Origin of the sequence: Ruminobacter amylophilus, assembly GCF_900115655.1 — a bacterium.
Classification (GTDB): Bacteria; Pseudomonadota; Gammaproteobacteria; order Enterobacterales; family Succinivibrionaceae; genus Ruminobacter; species Ruminobacter amylophilus.
The window spans coordinates 89,497-116,098 of record NZ_FOXF01000003.1; the positions used below are offsets into that span (position 1 = coordinate 89,497).

Here is a 26,602-nt window from a genome sequence, read left to right on the forward strand (position 1 = left end):
AGATTATTCTGAGGTAAAAAATCCCGTTACCGGGGGTCAGTGCGAATCCCGTTATTGATCACACAGATTGATAACGGGATTCGGCCATAATTCCCCGGATTCAGGCGCAACCGCATGATTCGTTACTTACTGTATCTGATAACCGAACCGTCCTCGGCTGATACGGTAACGTATCTTGGTGTGGAGTCATAGGTCCTTGTATATTCCGGCTTAGTTGTTTCAATGCTGCTCTGTTCTGCCACGAAATAATCATCGGCATCGAAGACTCTTTCTATTTTTTCCTCATATCGTTTTTCTTTGTGCAGATAGAGTTCATTGAGAATTGATTTGTAAACCATCGGCTGTACGCAGAAGAATGTGATCAGCGCTATTATAAATACCGGCTTGGTAAAAAATATCACGAACAGTACCAGCAGGAACAGGACTGTCAGGGCAGTGTTGAACAGTATCCGGGACATCCTCTCGTCTTCAAACAGACTGTTGTAATCAGGCTGAATGTTTACTATGAAATAAAAAGGCTGAGTCACCATAACCAGAAACAGACCTAGTTCAAAGGCATGTCTTGAAAGGATAGAACACGCACACATGATTATGGTGGAGACAACCAGATTGACAACGGTCAGAAAAGCGGCTCTCCTGTACGGAGCTATTTCATCAGCAGGCAGTGTTCCCACCAGTCTGCCGGTCTGTCCGTTCATGGCAAAAGTAAATTCCTCATTGTCGCACTTTACGGTCATTTCCCATACCGGGAATATGGCGTAAACAATACTTACAGGCTTAACATTGAATTCTGAACTTCTGGATATTTCATGAAAATATCTTAACGACTGTCTGGTTTTTTCCTTTGCCGTTGTCAGAACTCGCTGTTTTACAGTTGCAAAGCCTGCTTTTTCCTTGATATCAGGCAGTACCACGTCGAGGCCTGAAAGGTATCCGGCGCTGTACGGTCTGCTCTGATTTATATTGAACGGTTCCACACTCTGGGAAACGTCATCTGAAAATTTTCTGCTGGCATCCTGAGGAATGCTTGAGAACGTCAGCCGGCAGGTCATCTGATTATTATAGCATTCGTGCGTAAGAACAGGCTGCCTGTACGTAAGCTTTTCCATCTGACAGGTTCCCCTGCCTTCGACATCAACGTCGTAAATCCAGAAGGGATAATATCTGGCTGTTATTTCTGCAGAGTCGAGGGAATCAAGAAAACCACGACGGATAAAACTTCTTTCATCGCACAGTTTTTTAAGTTTTTTCAGGAGAGTGTTCTTTGACTGCATGAATGGAATGACAATATCCGGAGATTTATCCTTTTTGATTTTATCATTCAGTATGATGGGTCTTTCGCAGAAAGGACATTTTACAAAGGCCTGAAGCGCACCGGGATAAATTGCGCCCCCGCAGAATGAACAGGTGTAGAGGGACGTTTTGTTTACCCTGCTTATGTATTCGTTCCGCAGACCTGTTTCCTGAATCTCTTCGCTCTGAGAGGCGGCAGGGACGGCCGTGTTTCCCTTAAGGGCTTCATAATCCTCACATGACAGCACTCTGTCGCATTTATCGCAGCGCAGTTTCTGATAACCGATGTCAAAGAGTAAAAAACCGTCACATGATGGGCATCTGCAGCTTTCAGGTTTGTTATTGTTTACCATCATATTCTCTCTATATATCCGCAACGGCATATCTTACGTGCTGTGGATATGCCAAAGTTAAGGTACTCAGGTTAATGATAGGTTATTTTTTATGAAAAAAATAAAGATACACACACAATATAATAAATACGAGACACGGTATGTATAAAAATGTTATGAAAGAAACAGGAAACGAAAACTTAATACAAGGTGTGAAACTGTCAGGCATGGAATGTATTATCATTCCGGTTTGTCGGAATGATTCGGTGTTTTTCGGAAAGAGGCTGTTTCCGATAATTCCTTGTATTTTTCTAGGTTTTTGAAGGCTTCCCGTAAATCAGTCTTTAAATCATCTTAAAATGTGTGATTGATCAAAAAAAATCAATGTGCAATAATGCATGCAATTTTTGATTTTTGGTTTAAAAACTTTGTTTCAGGCGCTTGCCTGAATATTTATTTTCGGGACAGATTATGACCAGCAGCAAACAGATTCTTCTGATAAATGATATTTGCGGTTACGGCAAGGTGGCTCTTTCAGCCATGATTCCTGTGCTTACCAATATGGGGTACCACATCTACAATCTTCCTACCGCACTGGTTTCAAATACTCTGGAGTACGGTAAATTCAGAATACAGGATACCACGGACTATATGCGTGATTCCATCAAGGTATGGGAAGAACTCGGATTCAGATTTGATGCAATCTCCACCGGACTCATCACCTCCACGGCTCAGGCGGATCTGCTGATTGATTTCTGCGGCAGGGAAGCTCAGAAGGGCGTGCTGATTTTCGTGGATCCAATCATGGCGGACAACGGTTCTCTGTATAACGGCATGAGCATGGAAACCGTAGCCAACATGAAGAGACTTCTGGCCGTTGCCCACTGCTGTGTTCCGAATTACACCGAAGCCGTGTATCTGACTGATTCCGAGTATAAGGACGATCTTACCAGGGAAGAGGTTTTTGCTCTGGTTGACCGCCTGAGAGACCTCGGTTCCCGTTCAGTGGTAATTACCAGCTGTCACGTTGAAGGCAGCGAGGCAGTTGCCGGATACAGCGCCGAACAGGATGAATACTTCTTGCTGCCGTATGTTTCCGTACCGGTATTCCTGCCGGGAACCGGTGACATATTCCTGTCAATACTGATGGGCAGACTGCTTCAGGGAATGTATCTCAAGGCCGCAGTTTCAGATGCCATGATTTCAGTCAAGAAGATGGTTATCAGAAACAAGGACAACGACGACAAGTTCAAGGGCATCAGAATCGAAGCCTGTCTTGACGTTCTGCAGTAGGCGAAAGTACAGGTCGTTTTTTTGAGATAACCGGCATATTCGCGCTTCTGATATGCAGAGTCTGCGGTAATCCCTTTATAATTATCCGGCTGACGGTTCTGATGAAGGACCGCGGCCGGATATGTTTTTATACCGTCTGAAACCTTAAGGTTGTCAGTCGGAGGTTAATGGAATTCGAGTGTATGATTAATAAGATCTGGGGCGGGATGATAGTTCTGGGAATTATCTCCGCGCTCATAAGATGTCTGGTTACGGATGACATGCAGATTGACGCATTCCTGCAGGAGTTCTTCAGTTCCGCGGATCTGTCGGTCAAGGTTATCATCGGGCTTCTGGGAATGACCTGTCTGTGGATGGGGATTGCCTCCATAATGGAATCCGCAGGACTGACCGCAAAGCTTGCCAGAGTGCTCGAACCTCTTTTCAGAGTGATAATGCCGGATATTCCGAAAGGACATCCGGCCATCGGCAGCATCACCATGAACATGTCCGCAAACATGCTCGGACTCGATAATGCCGCAACTCCCTTCGGTATTCGTGCCATGAAGGATATGCAGACACTCAACGGCAGTTCAGATACGGCTTCGAACAGTCAGATCATGTTTCTGGTGATAAACACCTCGGCCATCACGATTTTTCCGGTAAGCATCATCATGTACAGAACCCAGTTCGGTTCCGCAAGTCCGACGGATGTGTTTCTGCCGCTGCTGCTTACCTCCGCGGTCTCTACCACGGTCGGTTTCCTGGTGACGGCCCTTATCCAGAAAATCAATATTTTCAAAGTGCCTGTGCTGGCGGCTTTCGTCTTTCTGGCGGGGCTTATTGCGGGGCTTGCCGTATGGGCGGTAAGAGCCGGAGAAAATCTGGCTTCACAGGCCACCGTATTCAGTGACGTGTGCATGGTGGGTTTCGTGGGTGCGGTGACTGCCTATGCGATGTTTCTTAAAAAGAATGTGTTTGAGGACTTCGTAAAGGGAGCCAGACAGGGCTTCGGCATCTGTATCGACATTCTTCCTTATCTTGTGGCCATGCTGTTTGCCATTGCGGTATTCAGAAGCAGCGGACTTCTGGAACTGATTACCGGAGGACTTAAATGGCTGTTCGGTCTGTTCCTTTCGGATACGGCCTTTACCGATGCGCTGCCGGTAGGTCTGGTCAGACCTCTTTCCGGAAGCGGGGCAAGAGCCATGCTTCTTGATGTCTTCAAAAACTACGGACCTGATTCGCTGCAGGGGCACATAGCCTCCATTATGCAGGGATCTACTGAAACCACACTGTACGTCATAGCCGTTTATTTCGGTTCGGTGGGAATTACCAGAGTCAGACATGCCGTATTCTGCGGTCTGATGGCGGATCTCGCCTCAGTGATAGCCGCAGTGGTTATAGGCTACATGTTTTTTGGTTAAGTGCGTTATGGTTTTGTCAGCCTTCCGTTTGGGAGAATAACGGATCTGCTGTATAATTCAGGCTGTTTGCGCCGGAGTTTCCGGCTGTTTTTTCTGAATATTTAAGGATGTGTCGTGAGCTTCAGATTTAATTTAAAGCAGGTTTATTTCCTGTCAGGCTATGCGCATGCGTACGAGGAACTGAAAAAAATACAGGGAAGCAACTACAATCATCATGATGACGGTTCGATTAAGGAACTGCCTGTCATAAAGGCCATTCCCATGATGATGCGCAGACGTCTGAGCTCTTCGGGCAAGATGGCCGTGGCCCTGTCAATGGAAGCATTCAGACATTATGAAATCGACAAGGTTATCTTTGCCAGCAGAACAGGAGAGACCAAAAGGTGCATCACACTGCTAAGGGACGTATACATGGACAACGGTGTTTCTCCTACCGAGTTTTCCGCATCGGTTCATAACGGCAATGTCGGCGTGTTCTCCATCGTCAGCAGATTCTTCGGAGAAACCACGGCGGTAAGCGCCGCTGAAAAAACGCTCGGTGCGGCCATGGCCGAGGCCTATGCCTCCCTTTACGGCGAAGGAAAGGAAAGAGTCCTAATTGTGGTTTATGAGGAGGATCTTTCAAACAATATCATGCCTATTCCGGAAAGCGTGTTCGGCAACGGTTCCTATGCCTGTGCCGCGGTTCTTGAAAAATGGCAGGCGGACATCAGTTCGGTGGATGAGCTTTACCGCACGGACAGCGCCATGAAAACTTCCGAATCCGATCCGGAAACCGAAGAGCATTATTTTGAATTTGACTACGGCAGAGAAGGTGGAATGGATCCGGTTGATTATTTCAGGGAACTGAGGTTCGTGAATCCTCCGCAGCCGGAACCTGCAGAAGACAGATAAACAGCTTTTCTGATACGGAAAAAGAACATGCAGAAAATCGCGCTGATTTTAAGAAGTCTGGCAACACTGACCGTTTTCGGTGTCTTCTCACTGGGAGCGGTACTTCTCGGCGTTCCGGTGTTTTTTCTGCTGAGTCTTGTCATCCGTAACGGCAGAAAGCGCTGTCTGGTACTCAGAGGGCTCGTAAAATCCAGTTTCCGCTTTATAGTTTTTCTGTCCGGAATAATGTTCGTATTCAGAGTTCATTTCAGGGATGTCGAGGACGAAAAAGATTCCGCAGCCACGAGTGACCGCTCAATGTCTTCCTCTTCAGGCAGAGGCCGTATCTACATTTCCAATCATCCGACACTGGTCGATTACGTGATTCTGCTTACTCATACCGAAGTAACCGTAAATACCATGGTAAAGCATTCGCTTACCGTTGGATTCATGAGACACATCATAAATCATCTGGGATACGTGAATAATCTCTCATCACTGGATGAGGTATCCTCATCTCTGAAAAACGGAGACAGCCTTCTGATATTTCCGGAGGGAAGCAGAACCCACGGTGACATCTGTTTTAAAAGAGGTGCCGCCAATCTGGCTTCACGTCTGGACATGGATATTGTTCCGATATTCATTTACTGCTCGGAACCTGAATATCTCAGCCGCGGTTTCCTGAACATCATGGCTCCGAAGCATGTTCCTCATTTCTACATTGAAAGGCATCGGCCGATTAAGGTTTCCGACATGGTGCCGGAAGATAATCTGCCTCCCGCCGTACGGGCAAGACATCTGAACAGGTATCTTGAAAAAATGTACAGAGAGAAAATTCCCGAACTGAAATCAGCCTGTGATGAAGGTCGGGCCGGCTTCTGACATAAAGCAGTACTCAATTCTGAAAACCGGGGCTTTTACATGCTGTCCGGCGGCGGACGGAGATTGTTTTTCATGCTTACGGATATTTTTCAGGCTCAATATTTGACTGAGGCACGCTTTTTTAGGTGCTGATGTTTCATAAGTTTTGATGAACAGTCAGATAAAACATAAAATGTTGTACATAAATATTCTGTTTGTTTTACATGTTTATGCAGAAACGGATTTACAGCATAAAGATTATGTACTTTTTCGAGGACTGAAGAATGAAATTATCCAAGTTGACAGTGGCAGTAACGGCACTGGTTTATTCAGGATACGGAGCAGCCGCTCTGGCGGCCGACCCCGAGGTTCTGAGAACAATTGATCAGAATCAGACCGGAGCAGCCACCACCTGTCTTGTCATGACACAGAGCATGGAAACTGAAGGCAATACTCCGAAGGTGCTGGCCAATTACGTGTCCGCACTTAATAAGACAACCGGCAGGGTTCAGGAAGTGAACCTTTTCACCAGCGGCAGAAATCTCTGTCTTTCCGATCTTGATTTCGGAACCGAATACAAGGTTACCCTGAAGGCAGGTCTCAGGGATTCCTCCAATGCAAAGCTTAGTCATGACACATCCGTGGAATTCAAGACAATCGATCATCAGCCGAGCATCAGATTCCAGGCCGGAAATATAATTTCTGCAGCCGAAAAGGATAAGAAGGTAGCCGTAGAAAGCATTAACCATGATAAGTTCAGGGCTGTTCTCTACAGAATCTCCTCCATGGATCTGGCAGCTTACACTTCAAGAGCAACCAGTGATCTGGATTACCGCTGGAGCACGGTTGACTATATCCGCGAACACGGTACTTTCCTCGGAACAAAAGTCTACAAGGTTGAAGGCGGAGAAAACACCACCGTCACTACTTTTGTGGATCTGAAGGATCTTTCCGCAAAGCAGGAACCGGGTACCTATGTACTGTTCATTACCGGCACCGATACCACTGAATGTGATGCCGAAGGAGACTGCCTTGACTACATCACGGATCATTACGGAAGCATGTTCATGGCAAAGTCTCTGGTTATCTCCAACATAGGAATGACCACCTACCAGAAGGATACCGGCATTGATATCGCCGTGAGGGCGCTCAATTCCGCCAAACCGATGGCTGGCGCCAGGGCCACGCTCATAAGTTCTAGCAATGAAGTGCTGGCTACAGCCGTTACCGATAAGAACGGTTATGCTCATTTCGGCAGAGAGGCCGTTAAGGGGGTAAATTCCCAGAAGCCGGTGATCGTAAATGTTACCAAAGACGGTGATTTTTACAGTCAGGATCTGCGTCTGATGCCTCTGGTGCTCGAAGGTGTCCGTACCACTGATACCAGCGGAACCGATTCCGACTACAACGTGTTTGCCTATACCGACAGAACCATGGTCCGTCCGGGTGAAAAGGTGAACTATCATGCCATTGTAAGAGACAGAAAACTCAAGGCCACCTCCGTCAAGGCGCTGAAGCTTATGGTGTACAGACCTGACGGACTGCTTTATCAGGAACTTACCTTAAGCAATCCTGTAGCCGGTGCCTTCGATTATGATTTTGATTTCGATGAATATTCTCAGAACGGCAGCTGGAAATTCGTACTGGGCTTTGACAAAAAGCATACTTTAAGTACAACCAGCGTGCTGGTTGATGATTTCATACCGTCATCCATTGAACCTAGCATTCTCAGAAAGGGGCCGGTGCTCAAGGTCGGCGACAGTGTAATCATCAGTACCAGATTCACTTATGACGCTCCTGCTCCGGGGATCAGTGTGTCAGGTTACTACACCATTGAACCTGATAATCAACCGGTGGACGCATACAAGGATTACTACTTCGGTCCTAATCAGCGCAAGGTGTCAGAACTGACAGTTTACGGAAATATGCCTGAGTTAGAGACGGACAATACCGGTGCCGTTACCATAACCCTTGATTCCGAAGGCGTTTCTGATGATTATGCCCAGAAGGTAAAATCCAGCTACGGCTTTACTGATCCTAATTCCAAGGTTCTTAACAAGAAAGACGAGTTTAAGATCTATTTCAAGTCTCCGCTTGTCGGGGTAAAGACCGATTTCGACAAAAATGACTCCATGATGACGGATTTCGGCGTTATTCTGGCGGATCAGTCCGGCAATCTTCATAAAGGAAAGGTTGATTACTCCATCTACAAGCGTCACATCTCATACCAGTTCGTGTATAACAACGATTCCTGGAATTATCTCAGAAATGAACATCTGACCCCGGTAACAGCAGGTTCGCTTGATCTCAAGGAAGACACCTCAGGCAGGATCAGATACAGACTTGAAAGCGGCAGCTATGTAATCAAACTTAATTACAACGGGCTGGAAACATCATCCGATTTCTATGCCGGTTCATGCTCTGACATAGATCCTAAGTATCCTGACAGATTTGAGCTTTTTGCGGACAAGACGGCATATAAGGCGGGAGAGACAGCCTACCTTGAATTCGACAGCAGTTATGACGGTTTTGCCGATCTGGTTGTGGATACTCCTGATTCCTCAATGACTCATTACGAGATCAGAAAGGGGCACAACAGACTTCCTGTGAAGCTTTCCGATTCCTTTGTCCGCGGCAGCTATGCAGTGCTGTCCACCTATGCTTCCGCAGAGAACAGGTATCTCGGCTCTCTCCGTTCCATCGGCGTGGCTTATCTCGAAGCCGATAAGAGTGCCGATACTCTGAAGATTTCCGCAGATATTCCGCAGAAGGTTGTACCTAACAGCGGTGTTGATATCGTCGTCAAAGTGGATAATGCCGACAGCAACACTTACGTGGCGGCCTCGTTCATCGACCAGGGAATTCTGAACATTAATGGTCAGAAGGCGCCGGAACCTGAGAAGAAACTGTACAACCACAGATATTTCAATACCGATATCTATGATCCGTACTCATACATCATGAAGAGCGTGTCTCACAAGGGGCAGGGCTACGGTGATGAATCCGGAGACATAAACATGATGGCAGGCATGACACTGAGCAACATTACTGACAATCTGATGTCATACCATCTGCCAAGAGTGAAGGTTGAAAACGGTGAAGCAAAACTTCATTATGATCTGAAGGACGTAAGCAGCACGGCATCTCTTATGGTTACCGCATGGTCTGCCGACAAACTCGGCTCCTATTCCGTTGACGTACCTGTAAAGGATTCTGCCGTAAGCAGAATGGTTATGCCTTACTACCTGCATCTCGGTGATACCATGGAAGCGCAGCTTACCATAAACAACTTAAGCGGCAGGAGCGGAACCTATACCTATTCCGTAACCTGCTCCGGCGGTATAAAGTGCGACAGCAAGGGCAGTGTTTCCGCTGAAAACAACTCTCTTGCATCCGTACCGGTTCAGATTGAAGCCACGGGGACCGAAGACGGTCACGTCAGCCTGTCCGTGAAATCAGACGGATATGATTTCGCCACCGAACGCGAAATCAAGGTGATTAACCCTATGTCCAGAATCGCCGAAAACAGAATTGTGGTGCTCAAGGCCGGTCAGAAGGCAGACGTATCATTTGTGAATGCATACAGGGACGGTACCGACGTTGTGGCCAAACTCGGAAAATTCCCTCTGTCTGATACCTCTGAAATGGTTAAGGACATTCTGGCTGACGACACCATGTTCGGCAACATCTACAAGCAGTCTGCCAACGGCATGACGCTTCTGAGTGTTCTCAATACCATGGAGAAGAACAGCGCGGCCGACAGCCGTGAGCTTCGTGAAATCAAGAAGAGCATCAGCGACAGGGTATCTCTGGTAGAGTCCAGATTCGATACCTACGGTTCTCTCCTGAATGTTTCATATTCATATGAAGAATCATGCTACGCCTACGCATATGCTTCTCTCTTCCTCATTGAGGCAAACAACGCAGGCTTCGGTGTAAACAGGAATATGCTTGCCATCATCAGGAACAAGCTGTCTGATCTGCAGACCGCTGAAAGTCACAACACGGCGGCTCTGGCAATGTACGCTCTCGCCAGAATGGGGGTTAATGTAAAGACCAATGCCATCTACAGATTCGACTCTCTGGAAAACAGCAGCAATTATCAGATTGAAGCCTTTGCGTACTATGCTGATATTTTCGGACTGTACGGAGACAGGAACAGACGTACCCGTGCTCTGGAAAAGGGAATTTCATCTCTGAACAACGTGGTCAACACCTATAATGTTACCTCAAAGAACGTACACGTGTATGACAGTGTGGATCTGTACAAGAAGCTTCTGGTTCATTTCCCTTACGTCATCAACAACGTACGTCATGAAATTCTGGCATTAATCAGATCATCAGTCAGGGCCGGTTACTCAGAAGGTCTGGACGGACTGTACGGTTATTTAAGCGAGGATACCTATTTTGATCCTTCATGCCAGTACCTGATTGCCGATATTTCCGGAGTTAACAGAACTCCTGCATCCACCGTCAAGCTGAAGGTTAAGGGCAATGCGGTTTCAGTTGAAAATCCGTCATCAGAAACCGCTGTTTCCACCGTCAGTGTCAACGATTACGTGGTGAAGGCTCCTGTGACCGGAGACAGTATCAGACTGACTACTCGTTATTATGACAGTAACGGAAAGGAAATTACCGGACCTGTAACTCTCAAGGTTAACGAGGAAATTCTGGTGGTTAACGAGTTAACCTCAAAGACCAAGTTCAGCGGTCTGATAACCGTGGAAAACAAGATTCCTGCCAATGCCGTACTGCTAAAGGTATACAGCGGTGACGATGAAAAACTGCTTAAGGGCATAATTTCAGGAAGTCTCGGATATCAGGAAGTCTCAAAGGGCGATACCGGTTTTGTATCATCTGTCACTGCATACAATACCAATGCCATTACCGTAGCCTACACCATCAAGGCGGCTCACAGGGGCGTATCGGTTCCTCTGATGAACAGTGCCTATCTTGACAGAATAGGCACCAAGATGTTCGTGTCATATAACGAGAATGCTTCAATAACGGTTAAGTAACTGAAGCTGTAAGAAACATAAAGCTCCGACACTTTTTATACAGGGTGTCGGAGTTTTTTTTAAGTATGAACCGTCCGTAAAGATCTCCATAAAACCCGAGATGGTTATTTCTCTTCTTCTTAAAAGCTGTCCGGCAGCCATGTAGTAACAGGATAAGCCCATTGATGCATTAAAGATGGTGATACAGATTATCGTAATGTTTTCAAAAATCGCCAGGCTCTTATCCGGGTGATGAAACAGATCATACTGAACGAAAAAGTTAATTCCCGTCAGAATCATAATGAGGAATCCGATGGAACCGAATACTCTTCCGTAAGAACTGAAACTGTTTTTTATGGCTTCCGGAAAAATGGATAATCCTTCCCTATGGGTTATTTTATTCAAGGGGATTTAAATAGCTTTTGAAAAATATGATTGATATATTATTTTTTGTTTTTGTGCTAAATATAAGTACGGATGCATTATAAATGTTTCTTATATGTCTTTCAGTAAATTAATGTCTATAACCGTATACAAAATAGTCAGACAGTATGTTATTCCGGCAGATTTATTCTGATTCTCCTGTCCGGATATCTGCTCCGCAAAAGATTAAAGAATGTTCATTTTACGGAACAATACGTGGTGAGGCAGACCGTCAGCGAGTCAGGTTGTTACGTTATTTGTGTCCCGTAATACAAGATTTGATGACAAGTCCTTTAAAAAAAATGCATACAGCCGGATTTCTGATATGATTTTTAGACTGAAAAGATGAATGTGAATGACATATTCCTGCCGGTTTTTGGCAACAGGAAAATAAAAAAGGCGGCTGTGTCGTATTAGAGATTGGTGATTATGCTAAAGAATTTTTTTTCCGGTCTGATAGACAGAAAGAATCACAGACCGTGTGTCGGTTTTGAATATTTTATCAGTGCGGTGATTGTCCTTAATGCCTTGACAGCGGGACTTATGCTGTCTTATCCCCGGCCGGAGCTTCGTTTCTTTGATTCTCTATGCGTGGCGGTGTTCTGCGTGGAACTGGTGATAAGATTCATTGCCAGCAGATCAGTTAAGGCATATTTTACTGATCCTCTGCAGATTTTTGATATTCTGGTGGTTGTCTGCTGTCTGATTCCGGAAAACTTTGTTTCAAGCGCCAATGTGCTTGTCGGACTCAGAGTGGTAAGACTGCTGAGAATAACCAGATTCATTTCCATGAATCGTGAGATGAGCACGGTTATAAAGGTACTGCTGAAATCAGTGATGTCGCTTTACAGAGTCACGATACTGATGCTGGTGTTCGTATATGTTTTTTCAATTATCGGTGTAGGCCTGTTCCGGATGCCTGATCCTGTCTCTGTGTCCGCTGAGGAATCCGCGGTATATGAAAGGTTTAAGGAGGAATCCCAGAACTATTTTGTCGGAAAAAACGTGGATCCGTTCGGATCGGTTTCTGAAAGCATGTTCACTCTTTTCAAGGTGGTCACCGGTGATGACTGGAGTAATCTGCGCAACAATCTGGTGATGGCTTCGGAACTCGGAATTGTCAGAGCTCCTTCCTGGGTGATTACCTTTTATTTTACCGCATGGTTTATATTCGGAGCGTATCTCCTGCTGAATCTGCTGGTCGGAGCCATTCTGCAGAACTATGAGGAACTGTATTCGAAAGTCAGGGCCAGAAACTCATCAGAACAGCGTGAACGTGAAATCAATGAAAAAGTGTCAGATCTTGTGGCTGAACTCGTAAGGGCGGTGGAGGACGAGAAGCTCAGTTCAGAGGAAAAAAGAGCTCTGGTACAGAAGGCTATGAATATAATTCACCGGGACTAGAACGGAGTTTGTTTGTGAAAGTTAGTACTGTGTTTCGCGGAAGAAGGGCGGTGTATCTGCTGCTGATAATGTCTGCCACTGTTACCGGTGCGGTACTGTTCTGTCTGAGCTGTATCAGTGAACTGGATTATTCCCTTATTGAAAAAAGATCCAGAGTCCTTTATGCCGCTGACGGTTCCATTGCCGGTTTTTCACTGTCAGAGGATAACGAGTCTTACAGATTCTATACTTCCGTAGAGGACGTAAGTCCCCTTTATATCAGAATGCTGCTTGCCAACGAGGATCGGAATTTTCACAGCCACTGCGGAGTTGACTTTCCGGCAATGGCTCGTGCACTGTGGGGCAATGTGTCCAGCGGCAGAATAACCTCCGGAGGTTCGACTCTGGCCATGCAGGTTGTAAAGAGACTCACCGGACACGAAAGAACCTATCTCAATAAACTGAAGGAAGTTGTTCAGGCCATTTACATAACTCAGAAATTCGGACGCAGGCAGGTTCTGGAGTGGTATCTTACCCTGGCTCCGTACGGGGGAAACACCGAAGGTGTCAAGGCGGCGTCACTGAGATGGTTCGGACATCTGCCTTCAGGAATGACTCCTTCTGAAGCCGCTCTTCTTACTGCTCTTCCAAGAGCACCGGAGCATATCCGTCCGGACCGGAATCCAAAAGCCGCAGCCTACTATATCAACGAGGTTCTGAGAAATTCCCGTGACAAGGGTGTTTTCGGAGACGACGTGTGGAAGTCCACACTTGAAGATAACGTCGCCGGAAATCTCAGAAGCATTGACCAGAGTGCCATAACACTGGCATCCAGAGTCTTTTCGGAAACATCTGACAGGGAGGTTCATTCATATCTGGAACCATCCGTGCAGCACGTGCTTCAGGATGTGTCTGAATCTTTCAGGAAAAAGCATCAGGACGGTGCGGTACTTTCCGCAGTGGTTCTGGATGCCGATACTCACAGAGTTACGGGGGTTCTCGGTTCTTCGGATCTGGGTATTACCCGTATCTGTCTGCCTTTTTCACCGAGATCTCCGGGGTCCGCACTGAAGCCTTTTGCCTACGGTCTGGCCTTTCAGGAAGGACGGTTGCATCCGCGTACCGTTCTTCATGACAATTCAAAACTGTTCGGCAGCTGGCGTCCCGATAATTTTGACAGAAGTTTTTCCGGAAAGGTAACTGCGGCAAGGGCGCTTGTAAGTTCTCTCAATCTTCCGGCTCTTGAGGTTCTTGAGCTCATAGGTCCGGGATACTTCGTGAATTCCATGAACCGCAATGAAAATCTGCTCAAGGTACGCAACAGCACGGCTGATTATTCGGTGATTCTCGGAAGTGCCGACATATCCCTGATGAATCTGGCAAGACTTTATGCCATGCTTAACGAGGACGGTATGATGAATCCGTATGCCCTGTATGAAAATCAGAAGCTCTTTCCGGCAGTGAGATTTATGGAAAAAGACAGCGCCAGAGCCGTTTTCAATATTCTCAGGCTTACCAGAAGACCGGACAATGCCGTTACCGCTGACGAGGTCTCATACAAGACCGGAACCTCAAGCAGGTTTACGGACGCCCTTGCCATCGGCAGTCTGGAAAATCATACCGTGGCGGTTGCCATAAGATTTCCGGACAACAGAACAGGTTACTATCAGTATTCCGGCTTTAAGGATGCCGCTCCCGTTCTTTTTGAAATTCTCGGCCGTCTGCCTGCCAAAAAAATGCATCGTCCGGTGATTGAAAGTGAACTGCTTGAAATCTCTTCTCCGGAAGCTCTTTTTGAGGTGGTTGAAGAAAGAAAGCTTATTGACGACAAGGCTCTTCACATTGATTTCCCGAATGACGGGGACGTGGTGCTGGCCGATGCCGACGGCAGAGTGTTCATTCATTATACGAGCGGCACTGGAACCGTTTATCTGTCCCATGACGGTGAACAGACCGAAGACAGCTTCATTCAGGTTGAGAAAGAGGGGATTCATACGGTAAGTATTCTTGACGGTGAAGGTCATTCAGACAGCGTCACTTTCAGAGTGCTTCTTGGAAACTGAACGGAAACACATTGCTTATTATCAGGTTGTGTGCAGATGTCCAAATCACTGTATCTGTGTGATTTGTGGTCAAATATATTTAAATTTTTGCACTGAGGTTGATATTAAATGCTTATTGTTGGATAAGTTGAGCTTATTATGTTTTAATAACCAACTGGTATGACAGTAAAAAAAACAGCTAGGAGTAGTGTATATGAACAGCGATCTGGTTCTTTCAGTAAAGAAAATGATTATAGATGCTTTAAATCTCGAAGACATCACACCTGAAGATATTGATACCGATGCTCCGTTGTTCGGTGACGGTCTCGGTCTTGATTCCATTGATGCTCTGGAACTCGGTCTGGCACTGAAGAATACCTTCGGCGTCTCAATCAGTCCGGAATCAGAAAATGTCAGGGAACATTTCTACTCAGTGGCCACACTGGTCAGGTTCATCGAATCTCAGAAGAAATAGTTAAAGGCGGATTAACGCCTGACATATGACAACATACAAGGAGAATGCTTCAATGACAGAAAATGAAGTATTTGAAGAATTAAAAAAGATTATAGCCGACAATTTTGAAATAGATCCCGCACAGGTTACCCGTGAATCAAACATCGTTACCGATCTCGATCTTGACAGCATTGATGCCATTGACATGGTTGCAGAACTTCAGAAGAAGGTCGGATGCCGTTTAAGCGCAGAAGATTTCAAGTCAGTGAAAACCGTCGGTGATATTGTAAAGGTTGTTGCAGACAGGATTTAACGTTCAATGAAAACTCTTTTTTCGGTATACGCGGATTCCGGTAATCATGATCGTGTGATGTTCTTTGACGCCACCGCCGGGTTTCTCGGCAGGGATATCATCAGACTGTCCTTTATCTGCACAGAATGTCTTCGCAGATATTCCGATTATGATGATTTTGTGGTGGCAACCGACAATTCTGCCCATATGCTGGCACTGATGTATGCAGGCTGGGTTCTGGGAAAGAATATCGTTCAGCCGAATACGCTTCAGCCTGAAGGTTTCAGGGTATTCGATGCAAAATGCACTCTCTGCGTGTTTTCTGAAGAAGGAATCTTCACTGATGCCGAAAATCATTTCCGGAATGAAGACGGGGCATACGGAATAAACTCTCCTGCTCTTCTGGATCTTTCCGGTATTTTTGGAAAATACCGCAGTGAATGTCTTTGCGGTCCCCGCTATTCGTCTCCCGCCGAGGCGCCTCTAGCGTGTCAGAAAACCGAAGAATCTGAAAAAGAGAATGATTACGAGACGGCTGCCGGCAGTGTAAGGGCCATTCTTGATGATGTTTCCTTAAGGGAAACGGTGCGTTCCTGTACTGAAACGTATGCCGCTCCCGACGGACAGAAAAAAAACATTAAGATTTCAGATTCCGACTTCTGTCAGAGCGTTGACCGGTTTATTGCCTGTCTTTCGCCGTTCGTGAAAGACAGAAATGCAGAAGAGAAGCTTACCATTACCGGTCTCACCTCGGGTTCTACGGGACTCCCGAAAAGAGTTCCCCGCACACTTGGGGATTTCTACCGTGAAATAGAATGTGTGAGGAATTTCATTCTTCCTTCTTACGCCGACAATACCGTTGGTGCCGCCACGGTCACAAATTTCCATGCCTACGGAGTGCTGTTCCGTTTTCTGCTTCCGGTAATTTCTGAAATCCCTGTATATGTTTCCATGCTGGAGTATCAGGAACAGTTCATGAATCTTCGCGGTCTGTCCAGAAATCTGTTTCTGATATCAAATCCGGGGTTCTTCAAGAGACTCGATGATACAGTCTGTCCGGTTCGTGTCAATCTCATGATGTCCGCCGGCGGCAGACTGACGGCTCCCGTATTCAGAAAGGCGAAAGCCGTTTATGATGCGCCGCTTCTGGAAATCTACGGCAGTACCGAAACCGGAGTCATGGCCTACAGATATCCTGAAAATACCGAGGAGGAATGGCTTGTTCCGTCAGTTTCCAGAGTGGAGACTGTTGATGAAGAGGGGAACGCAGCCGGAGATACCGGACTTGTCAGAATCACCTCGGCTCATGTTAACGGAGGTGTTCCGTATACCGGAAGTGATGTTATCAGACTTTCTGAAAATTCCTGCGGCCGACAGAGCTTTACACTTCTCGGCAGGAGTGACAGAATCATAAAGCTTGAGGACAACAGGGTAAGTCTTGATGAACTTGAAAAGATAATTACCGCGCACGAATTCATCAGGGAATGCGCAGTAGTGAAATTTGAACAGAAGGGACGTGAATTCATCGGAGCCATGCTGGTGCTGTCTGATACCGGCAGACGCGAACTTTCTTCAGTCACTCATGGGCGGTTCTTTATCAGACTCAGAAACGAGCTTGGCAGAGTGATGATAAAGCTTACCGTTCCAAGACGTTTCATCATAACTGACGAGCTGCCTTTAACGGACAGCCGAAAGATTGCCTATAAAAAAGTGGAGAGGGCTTTTTATCATGAATCTGCCTGATTTTGGAAAAAGTGAAGTTTCAGAAAATTCATTACGCATACAGGCCCGTTTTCCGGAGAAGCTTGACTGGTTCAACGGTCATTTTGAATACCGGAAAATATTTCCCGGAGTGGGACAGCTGTATGTGATTTCCCGTCTTGCCGAAAAGTTCTTCGGAATTAACCTTAACACTGACGGCGTCAGCTTTGATACCGTTAAGTACAATCATATGATTTTTCCGGAAACAGAAGCTGTTATCAGCATCAGTGTCGGGAACGGCAGTCTGAGTTTTGTCATTGCTGATGCTTCAGATGAAAGCATGATTTATTCTCAGGGAAAGATTTCTTTCGGAAAGTAGTCTTCCTTTAAATAAAAACCTCTCATTCGTAAAAGTAGTCCGGGAGGTATTTTCTGTATCGATCATCTAAATGGATTTTTTCCACCTGCTTAGATTCGCAATTTATTCAATCTTTTCCGTGTTTAACATGAGCAGCCTGGAAAATACTTCAAATAATCACAGCCGTAAATCAAGGCTTTACGTCCTGTGCCCGCATCTTTTATTTCTTATCATTCCTTCAATTTTTCTGACGCGCTTTCGGGGATTTTCACGGGAGCTGTCATCATTTAATAATTCAACAGCATAAAAAGAATTTTTCTCCTTGATTCTTCTGTTCGGCTTTCCTGTCCGGACAGTTTGTTTCCTTCGGGAAACGCTGATGCCTCTTATCGGAGGTATGGGTTCCGGAATCTTCTGATTTCCGGGTTGGGGCTTAAGCCCGTTGCCCTGAGCACAGTTCTGCTCGGAGGCGCTGTACGCTAAGGAGAAAATTATGCGTAAATCTTATGACAAGACTGAAACTGAAATGTCTGAAAATGTAACCCGTGATGAAGCATCTTTATCAGTCCGCAAGGCTGATATCGGAGCTGAATTCGGACTTGACGGCCTTAAAGGTGTTTCCATTGAGGTTCCCGTGTTTGATGAAAACTGTCAGTATCTGGTAAAACAGCAGAATGATTATGTTTTTGATGAACACATGTTAAGACACATTGTTTCATTTCTCGGAAAGTCTTCCGGCGATGCTCTCTATCTCTACGGCCCTAGCGGCTGCGGTAAGACATCAATGGTCATGCAGACAGCTGCGGTTCTTAAATGGCCGGTGGTTTCTCTAACCATCAACGGTCGTTTTGAACTCTCTGATCTGATTGGTCATCCAACCATTGTCAGTAATGAGTTGGTGTTTGTTCACGGTCCGCTGGCCAGAGCCATGAAGTACGGTTATATTCTGATTCTTAATGAAATAGATTTAGCCGATGCTGCTGAGCTTTCCGGTCTTAATGACGTCCTTGAAGGACGAAATCTGGTCGTGATACAAAACAATGGAGAGGTGATTAAGCCTCATCCTGATTTCAGGATGGTGGTTACTGCAAATACCTGCGGCAGGGGTTCTCGAGGAACCTACCACGGTACACAGCTCCTTAATGCCGCTTTTCTGGACAGATTCAGATTCATCAGATGTGATTACATGTCACATGACGAAGAACTGAAACTTCTTGAACTGGTGGCACCTGAACTTGATGCGGGTCTGTTGTCTGATATGGTAAAGGTGGCTTCTGAAATCAGAAAGTCGCACCTTGATCCGATGCCTAATCATATCTATATGTCCGTACCTATGAGTACCAGAACATTAGTGAGATGGGCAACACTGACGGTTGCATATTCCTATGAAAGTGATCCTGTTGATGCTGCCCTGCTGCATGCATTTGCCGGTCGCCTTTCTGAAGAAGAAAGCAGTTATGTGTTAAGACTAAAATCTGATGTCATGGCAGGAGTGACAGATAATCTGTAAAGATGTCACTGTGCTGAACAACCCTCGTTTGAGGGTTGTTCTTCTCATTTTGATGCTGCTTTTTCTCATTATGACAGAATTTTGTGAATTCTAATTTGTTCGAGGCGACAACTATTTGCATCAGTGTTTTAAATAATTGCAGGATTTGTTTATAATCTATGTCAGTGATAACTGATGAACACCAGGCTGTAACATTCAGTCAGGCGCATCGGTTTCAGCATTTATGCCGACAGACACCTGAATATTATTGGATAGAGAAAAATAAATGAGCAAAAGTCAAATTTACAGTGATTATTCATCTTTTAAGAATTCTGATACTCTGGTAATCAATAAAAAGTACACTGAAGACGAAATAAGTCTTCTTCTGGCGGCACCGATACCTAAAAAATTAGAAATTCTCAATAAAATCTGTAATGTTACGGCCAAGGAAGTGAGCAGGGCCATAGGCATTTCACTTGGACATTATTACCGTCTGACAGGAGGAAAGAGTCCGATAAGTCCCGCAATTGCCAGAAAGCTTGCCAATCTTTTCAATCTGAAAATAGAGTTTTTCGGAGGAGTCGGGGGCGAAGAGTCTGGTGAAAGAAGTCTGTCTCAGAACGAACTTTTTGATCGCAGAGCGTTTCTCCTGTTTAACAGCAGAAACAATGATTCCAGAAATAATTACATGAAATATGTTCTGGATATTCTTAAGGAAAGCTTTGATTTACAGGATGAGGTTTTCCCTCAGAATTATTCAATGATAGCAAGTGATGCCAATCTGGCTAAATTGTCCATTTACCCCGATGATCTCATAGAACTTATGTATCTCAATGACGACAACCGCTTTGATTTGAAAGATATAACCGGAAAAATCGTAAAAACCAGAACCGGTGATTTCGGAATTCTGGAACAGAAAAACAGCTGCTTCCTGATAAAACCTCTGAATGACAGATACGCCGCTGTTTCCGTTAATAAAACTGAAGATGTTGAAGCGGTGGTGGTTTCCGTAAAACATGTTACCGTATCAACCAATGATTTGCTTCATCTTCTCTTTGACAAGAACTAGGCCGCAGAGGCTTTAAATTCCGTATCAGGATAGTCGCTGTTTTCGTGCAGGGCTGCGACTATTTCGTCACGCGTAAGTTCGTCTTCACCGCCGAAACCGAGGCTTTTATATTTTTTGGTGCAAAGCGCTTTGTTAATATGGCCGATGGAATGTCTGAATGTTTTAATTTTATTATTCAGCAGTATTGTCTGAGTAAGGCGTTCAGCATCTCCCATAAAACCTGAAAGCCAGTAGAAATCCAGTTTCTTCAGCAGATTGTCGTAACGTACGATCAGTCTGGCTAATCTGAGTGCATAAGGATTGTCGACAAGCAGAGTAAATTCCTTCTCATTGGTGAATTTCAGAGAAGTGTATCCATCCTTAGGTAATCCTTTTTCACTGTATTTATCATCCAGTTCCTTTTCATATTCTGAATAGTATTCTTCGACATCGTTAAAGGAGTTTTTCAGAAAAATGCTCATGGCATCCTTTACACTCGGGTCAATTTTACAGCATGGCAGAGGAACGAGTGTCGACATGCGGTACAGAACCGGATTCATTCTGGCATAGTAACATCCTGCGAAACGCTGAGGTTTATCAAGAGCAAGAGTCAGGGTCATTTCAATCTGAGAGGCTGAAAAAGTCTCATAATTATCTTTCGAATTCATAAAATTACTTCCTTTTATATTTTTATGACGGAATTCAGTTGAGGCATTAGTTCCGTTTAATGCTTGAACAGTGTAAATTTTTAATGATGTCTGTTGGTGGATATTGTTTTAAAATATTTGCTTTATGTGGGTTAAATATGTTTTTAGTATACATTTGTATGGTGTTATGTCAATAAAAATATTGAATATGTGATTAAAATATAACAAATATGTCTGATATGTGCTAATATTAAAACATGATGATAAAACATCAGTTTATACAGACGTCATACGATTATGTGAAACAGTTATTAAGAAAATAAGGAGAATATGCGATGGGTGATGTGAATAATGCAGAAAAAAATCAGGAAACTTCAGATCGAATCAGAGAACTGACAGCTGCTGAATCTAGCCTGTGCAAGGCTCTGGCCACTGGTAAGGAAAGTGCTGAAATTGCCAGGAAAACTGCCGGTGTCTGGTATGAAATTGTAAAAAAGTATAAGAAATTACAGAAAATTGTTCATGATATTGATGATATTTATACCAGTTCGATTTCTTTTGCATATGAAGCTCGTGCTTACGGATTGCTGGATAATAATAGCTGCCGGTTCCTGCACGAGTGCAGATCCGCAAACAGAAGAGTGTGCGACAGTATTGATGAGAGAATTCAAATCTTCAAATCACGTGTGAAAAGTCAAATTGCTATGTATAGAATGACAGTCAAAGGTAATACCCAGAATGATGAACTTATAAGGATTACTAAGGAATCTAAAAAGCTTGAAGAACATCATCTGCCTGCTGATTTTTTTTCTGAATTAATTGCTTCATTGAAATCATCTTATGAAGAAATTTATGACTTTAATAAGAAATTACGTCAGTTTTCAGAAGAGGCGGAACAGGATCTGATAAATGTAAATAAATCGCTGGCGGAAGAACAGGAAAATTATGACAGATTACGTGCCGAACGTGATGACTATCATCGCATCTATCTGAAAGGCAGAATTCCGGAAATAAAAAAGCAGTTAGAGACACTGCGTGAGGAATTATCTGAAGATGAGTTAAAACTGAAAGAACTGGAGAAGTGATTTCCAAAGAACTTCAGGATCTTTATCATTCACGGAACCGTCCATGTTAAGAAAAACATATACGGAAGTATATGCCGTAAGGAATATCCGGCTGATTTATGGAAAAAAAGAAAAATCAGTTTACGACAACGGATTATGTTTCTTTCCGGAAATCCTGTTCTGTTCAAGTGAAGGCACAGAAACAGAACAGCGGTCAATCGGCTAAATTAGATCTGAGGAAATACATAATAAGACATTTCAGTATTTTCTTGTTTTATCTTGATTTTATATGACAACGATATTAAATAGTATAAAAAATGCACACTGTGTCTGCTTCGTGTTCAAGTTTTTTTTATGATAAAACTAGCAATTATTTAAAATGTATAAAATTAATACAGGAAAACCAGTCAATCATTGGTTACAATTAGCATGTTAATGAATTGTATATTTTAAGGTAACTGGAAATATCATTGAATTCGTTAAACACTGTGTGTGCTGTGTTCGGCAAAAGCAGATGTTAAAAATAATATAAAATAATAAAATACTAATGATAATCAAATAAGCATAAAAGTTAAATTCAGGATTAATAATCGCAGTCAGCAGTATATATTTTAACTGAGGATTATAAGATGATAAATCTTGAGAGTTTTCAAAAATCTCTATTAGCTGTAATTATTTCTGCTTCACTTACAGCTTCTCTTACAGGTTGCGGAGCATCCGCAAGTTCTGACGGTACGGAAATTTCCATTGGTGATGATTCAGGTTCATCAGGTAATGACGGCTCGTCTGACGGTGATTCCTCCGGAGATGATGGTTCATCTGAAGGCGGAGCATCCGGCGATGATTCTTCCGGAGATGGCGGCTCTTCAGGAGGCGGTTCGTCCGGCGGGGATGATTCCGGCGATGATTCTTCCGGGGATGGCGGCTCTTCAGGGGGCGGTTCGTCCGGCAGTGATGATTCCGGCAGTGGTGATTCTGACAGCGGAGATTCCGGCAGTGGTGATTCTGACAGCGGAGATTCCGGCAGTGGTGATTCTGACAGCGGAGATTCCGACGGAGATGAATCTGGCAGTGATGATTCCGATGCTGATGATGAGGATTTGAGTTCCTACGGTACACCGGCTGTTAAAGCGGATCTCTTTTCCGGCTATACCGGAGATTACGGTAATAATGCCACAGATGAATCCTTACCGGTATTCAGTGATACCATCTATATAAATCTCAGTGATCTGACTTTCTCAACCGATAATTCGGAATTCAGTTCAATTCTCAAGGGAACTGAAACTGCCGTCATAGACGGTGTTTCAATAGTAAGAGACGGTAAAGGTTATATTACAGTTGATGCCTCCGGTACTTCAGACAGCATTAAATTTGTTCTTTCAGGTACCCTGACAAAAGGTACCGTTGACATAACAGCCAAAAAGAATGCTTCCGTAGGCGTGGAACTTAACGGGGTGGATATTACCAGCGGCAATAATCCTGCCGTTGTAGTCGGACCCAAGACTGCCACCGCATATGTAATTCTCAAAGGCACCAATTACCTGACAGACGGACGTATTTTCGGTATAGGATACAGTAAGGCAAACGGTACTGACTATTATGATTCATCCGTTGATTCATCCGTTGACGTCAGCGAGGCATCCATGACTCAGAAATGGGCTCTCGGTTCAGACGATAACGGTGTTATCAGTACCAAGGGAATTTTCCGTATCAGCGGTGACGGTATCCTGAATATCAGCACGGCTTACAAGCACGGTGTTTATGCCAAGAACAGACTTTACGTGTACGGCGGTCAGATAGGTGTAAAGAACAGCGGCCGCAACGGTCTGCAGAGTAAGAACGGCTTTGACATGTTCGGCGGAACCATTAACATTGAAGGTGTAGGCAATCATACCAATAAGCAGAGTCGCGGCATTATCGTATCAGGCGATGAAAGTGAGGACGGTGCAGGTCTTGGCGGTATGAACTTTGTTGACGGTGTCGTAAACATTACTACCGTCGGCAAGGCCATAAGTGCAAAATGGGATATCGAAGATGATGCAGAAACAACCGAAACCACCGACGATCCGAGTCCGGTAGTAAAGATTTCCGGAGGTACCTTCAATATCACCACCAGCGGTCAGGTTATTGATTCAGACAGAAGCCAGAATACAGTTTCATATTATGACGAAGACGGTATTCTCACCACTGAAGCTGAAAAATGTTCACCTGAAGGGATTGAAGGCAAACTCGGTCTGGAAATCTCAGGCGGTACTTTCAACATCAATACTACGGATGATGCACTCAATGCAAGTCGTGACGGCTCCGCCTATATAAACATCAGCGGAGGCAGTCTCTATCTTAATGCTTCCAGTGCGGATGCCATTGACTCCAACGGAGACATCAACATTTCCGGCGGTGTTATAGTAAGCGTGGCCACCATGGGCAGTGAAGACGGTTTTGACTGTGACGGAAAGCTGACATTTACCGGCGGCGTGGCTGTCGGCATCAGCGGTTCAAACCATGAGTATGCAAGTACCGGTTCTTCAACCACAACTCAGAATACCTTTGTAATCGGTTCAAGCTATCTCGGCAGTCAGAATACCGTTATGGCAATCATGGACTCTTCAGACAATCCTGTGTTTGTGTTTAAGCTTCCTTCAACTTCATACAGTCTGGCAACGGTGTCCTCTCCAAATCTTGCCGCTGCGGATACCTATGGCGTATATTCAGGAGTGACCGTAAGCGGTGGAACAGAGTTCAGAGGCCTGTATACCGTAATGCCTTCAGTAAGCGGAGGCTCTCTAACCGGTTCCGTAACCACCAATGATTCAACCCATGTCTATACTTCTCTGTCTCAGGGCGGCGGATCTTTCGGACCGGGAGCCGGCGGCGGTGAACCGCCTTCATTCCCTGGCGGAAGATAATCATTCCGTGATTTTATTCTAAAGATAAAAAGAGTCTGCCGTGGCAGACTCTTTTTTCAGTATGTTTCAGTATGTGTCATAAATTCTGATTAAAGGTAACCTGAAAGCTTATCTTTAATTCTGAAGTTCACTGCATCCTTTTTTACCCGAAAAGAATTTTCTGGTTTCCTCGAAAATAACCTTTCTCAGCATGAACAGAGCCACAAGGTTAGGGAAGGCCATAAGTCCGTTGGCAATATCGGCAATGGTCCAGATGGCATTGATGGCCGTGTTTTCGGCAACATTGTTCATATCGACAAAAAGCACAATCAGAATGTATGAGGCTACCAGCAGAATATACAGTATCTTGAACGGTCTGATTCCCTTTACTCCGAACAGGAATATCACGCATCGTTCCGCATAGAAATTCCAGCCGATGATGGTGGTGAAGGCGAAAAGAATCAGACAGATATTTACCACGTACAGGCCGATTTCATTGCCGAGAGCTCCCTGGAATGCCAGGGTGGTCATGGCAACACCTGTTTTGTCTGAAGTCCAGGCTCCGGTTATTACCAGGGTAAGACCTGTGAGCATACAGATGATGATGGTATCGATAAAGGTTCCCGTCATGGATATCAGCCCCTGCTCAACAGGAGAATTCGTTTTGGCTGAAGCGGCGGCGATAGGAGCGGAACCGAGACCTGCTTCATTTGAGAAGATACCTCTGGCCACACCTTTCTGCATTGCCATCATGATGGTTGCTCCGGCAAAACCGCCGATGGCTTGAGTAGGAGCAAATGCCGAACTTATAATCAGATACAGGGATTCAGGAATCTTTTCCAGATTGAGAAGGATTACCAGTACACAGGTGATTATGTAGATGATTCCCATGAAAGGAACGACCTTCTGAGCGGTTTTGGAAATCGTTCTGAGTCCGCCGTAGGTGATGATGATTGTCAGAATCGTGATGATAATGGTTACGTAGAGTCTGTCAAAGCTGAGCTGGTTTGCGGCTTCAACCACTGAGTTTATCTGAGTGTATGTACCGATACCCATACAGCCGGCAACAATACCGAAGACCGCAAACATTACCGCCAGAATCTTTGCGGTTTTCGGATGACTGGATCCTATGCCGTTTCTGATGTAGAACATCGGTCCCCCGACGAAGTGACCGCGGGAATCCTGTTCCCTGAATTTTACTGCCAGAAGACATTCGGCGTATTTGGTGGCCATACCGAAAAATGCGGCGACAAACATCCAGAACAGAGCTCCGGGACCGCCGATTCCGACAGCTGTGGCCACGCCGACAATGTTGCCGGTACCGATGGTGGCTGCAAGTGCAGTACACAGGGCGGCAAAACTGGTAACGTCTCCTTTTTTGGAATGATGTTCCTTATGAGGAGTGAAGAGAAGTTTTATCGCATTCGGCAGGTGAAACACCTGGAGAAGCTTCAGATTTACTGTCAGAAAAATACCGACGCCGAGCAGAAGAACCAGCATGGGAAGACCCCATATGAAGTCATCCGCGGCCTGTATGAATTCTGCAGTTGATTTTATAAAATCATTCATGATTATTTCCAAATCTGCAGCAGATAAACTGCGTTAAGCCAGAACAAAAAATTTTTTCGTGTGCATTATATATGAGCATGGCGATAATTCCAAACAGGTGACCTGATTTGTTCCAGGTTATGCGGTGTGTACGGAAAAACGCATCAGTCTGAATAAGACGGGGAGGATTACGAAAAAACATTCAGAATGAGT

At 44.9% G+C, this 26,602-nt stretch carries 18 protein-coding genes; 15 read left to right on the forward strand and 3 right to left on the reverse strand.

The features are described from left to right. Nucleotides 1–122: 122 nt before the first annotated feature. On the reverse strand, nucleotides 123–1,649 hold the full coding sequence (locus BMY80_RS01465) for a hypothetical protein (protein ID WP_093140246.1): 1,527 nt from the start codon (nucleotides 1,647–1,649) through the stop codon (nucleotides 123–125). A gap of 447 nt (nucleotides 1,650–2,096) precedes the next feature. On the opposite strand from BMY80_RS01465, the gene BMY80_RS01470 reads away from it, so the two are divergent. From BMY80_RS01470 to BMY80_RS01535, 13 genes are all read left to right on the forward strand, one after another. Beyond that, entirely contained in the window at nucleotides 2,097–2,918 is an 822-nt protein-coding gene (locus BMY80_RS01470) for a pyridoxamine kinase (protein ID WP_093140249.1), read from the forward strand. Between the two features lie 182 nt (nucleotides 2,919–3,100). After that, nucleotides 3,101–4,324, forward strand: a complete 1,224-nt coding sequence (locus BMY80_RS01475) for a nucleoside recognition domain-containing protein (RefSeq protein WP_093140346.1) — start codon at nucleotides 3,101–3,103, stop codon at nucleotides 4,322–4,324. A gap of 114 nt (nucleotides 4,325–4,438) precedes the next feature. Then, on the forward strand, nucleotides 4,439–5,218 hold the full coding sequence (locus BMY80_RS01480) for a beta-ketoacyl synthase chain length factor (protein ID WP_093140251.1): 780 nt from the start codon (nucleotides 4,439–4,441) through the stop codon (nucleotides 5,216–5,218). A 27-nt stretch (nucleotides 5,219–5,245) separates the two neighbouring features. Beyond that, on the forward strand, nucleotides 5,246–6,079 hold the full coding sequence (locus BMY80_RS01485) for a lysophospholipid acyltransferase family protein (protein ID WP_093140254.1): 834 nt from the start codon (nucleotides 5,246–5,248) through the stop codon (nucleotides 6,077–6,079). A gap of 263 nt (nucleotides 6,080–6,342) precedes the next feature. Next, nucleotides 6,343–11,076: an alpha-2-macroglobulin family protein gene (locus tag BMY80_RS01490; RefSeq protein ID WP_093140256.1), complete on the forward strand. Its 4,734-nt coding sequence runs from the start codon at nucleotides 6,343–6,345 to the stop codon at nucleotides 11,074–11,076. An 831-nt stretch (nucleotides 11,077–11,907) separates the two neighbouring features. Beyond that, entirely contained in the window at nucleotides 11,908–12,882 is a 975-nt protein-coding gene (locus BMY80_RS01500) for an ion transporter (protein ID WP_093140261.1), read from the forward strand. Between the two features lie 14 nt (nucleotides 12,883–12,896). Next, nucleotides 12,897–14,924, forward strand: coding sequence for a transglycosylase domain-containing protein (locus tag BMY80_RS01505; protein WP_093140264.1), 2,028 nt, complete (start codon nucleotides 12,897–12,899; stop codon nucleotides 14,922–14,924). Between the two features lie 193 nt (nucleotides 14,925–15,117). Next, nucleotides 15,118–15,378 carry a phosphopantetheine-binding protein gene (locus tag BMY80_RS01510; RefSeq protein WP_031578110.1) on the forward strand — a complete coding sequence of 87 codons (261 nt, stop codon included), beginning with the start codon at nucleotides 15,118–15,120 and terminating at the stop codon, nucleotides 15,376–15,378. 52 nt (nucleotides 15,379–15,430) lie between these two features. Next, nucleotides 15,431–15,670: an acyl carrier protein gene (locus tag BMY80_RS01515; RefSeq protein WP_031578109.1), complete on the forward strand. Its 240-nt coding sequence runs from the start codon at nucleotides 15,431–15,433 to the stop codon at nucleotides 15,668–15,670. A gap of 6 nt (nucleotides 15,671–15,676) precedes the next feature. Next, on the forward strand, nucleotides 15,677–17,392 hold the full coding sequence (locus BMY80_RS01520; protein WP_093140267.1) for an AMP-binding protein: 1,716 nt from the start codon (nucleotides 15,677–15,679) through the stop codon (nucleotides 17,390–17,392). Next, nucleotides 17,379–17,729: an ApeI family dehydratase gene (locus tag BMY80_RS01525; RefSeq protein ID WP_093140270.1), complete on the forward strand. Its 351-nt coding sequence runs from the start codon at nucleotides 17,379–17,381 to the stop codon at nucleotides 17,727–17,729. Before BMY80_RS01520 ends, BMY80_RS01525 begins: the two co-directional genes overlap by 14 nt. 472 nt (nucleotides 17,730–18,201) lie before the next feature. Beyond that, nucleotides 18,202–19,218 carry an AAA family ATPase gene (locus tag BMY80_RS01530; protein ID WP_093140273.1) on the forward strand — a complete coding sequence of 339 codons (1,017 nt, stop codon included), beginning with the start codon at nucleotides 18,202–18,204 and terminating at the stop codon, nucleotides 19,216–19,218. 265 nt (nucleotides 19,219–19,483) lie between these two features. Continuing rightward, on the forward strand, nucleotides 19,484–20,266 hold the full coding sequence (locus BMY80_RS01535) for a helix-turn-helix domain-containing protein (RefSeq protein WP_093140276.1): 783 nt from the start codon (nucleotides 19,484–19,486) through the stop codon (nucleotides 20,264–20,266). Here BMY80_RS01535 and BMY80_RS01540 read toward each other — a convergent pair. Next, nucleotides 20,263–20,913 (reverse strand): hypothetical protein, encoded by a 651-nt coding sequence (locus tag BMY80_RS01540; RefSeq protein WP_093140279.1) that lies wholly within the window; start codon nucleotides 20,911–20,913, stop codon nucleotides 20,263–20,265. The two genes, BMY80_RS01535 and BMY80_RS01540, sit on opposite strands and share 4 nt — an antisense overlap. Nucleotides 20,914–21,227: 314 nt before the next feature. Here BMY80_RS01540 and BMY80_RS01545 point away from each other — a divergent pair, with 314 nt between their 5' ends. Both BMY80_RS01545 and BMY80_RS01550 read left to right on the forward strand, forming a co-directional pair. Continuing rightward, entirely contained in the window at nucleotides 21,228–21,977 is a 750-nt protein-coding gene (locus tag BMY80_RS01545) for a hypothetical protein (protein WP_093140282.1), read from the forward strand. A 608-nt stretch (nucleotides 21,978–22,585) separates the two neighbouring features. After that, nucleotides 22,586–24,862, forward strand: a complete 2,277-nt coding sequence (locus BMY80_RS01550; RefSeq protein ID WP_093140286.1) for a carbohydrate-binding domain-containing protein — start codon at nucleotides 22,586–22,588, stop codon at nucleotides 24,860–24,862. 114 nt (nucleotides 24,863–24,976) lie between these two features. Here BMY80_RS01550 and BMY80_RS01555 read toward each other — a convergent pair whose 3' ends face one another. After that, a complete protein-coding gene (locus BMY80_RS01555; protein WP_405349410.1) occupies nucleotides 24,977–26,398 on the reverse strand; it encodes an alanine/glycine:cation symporter family protein in 1,422 nt (473 codons plus the stop codon). Between the last annotated feature and the right edge of the window lie 204 nt (nucleotides 26,399–26,602).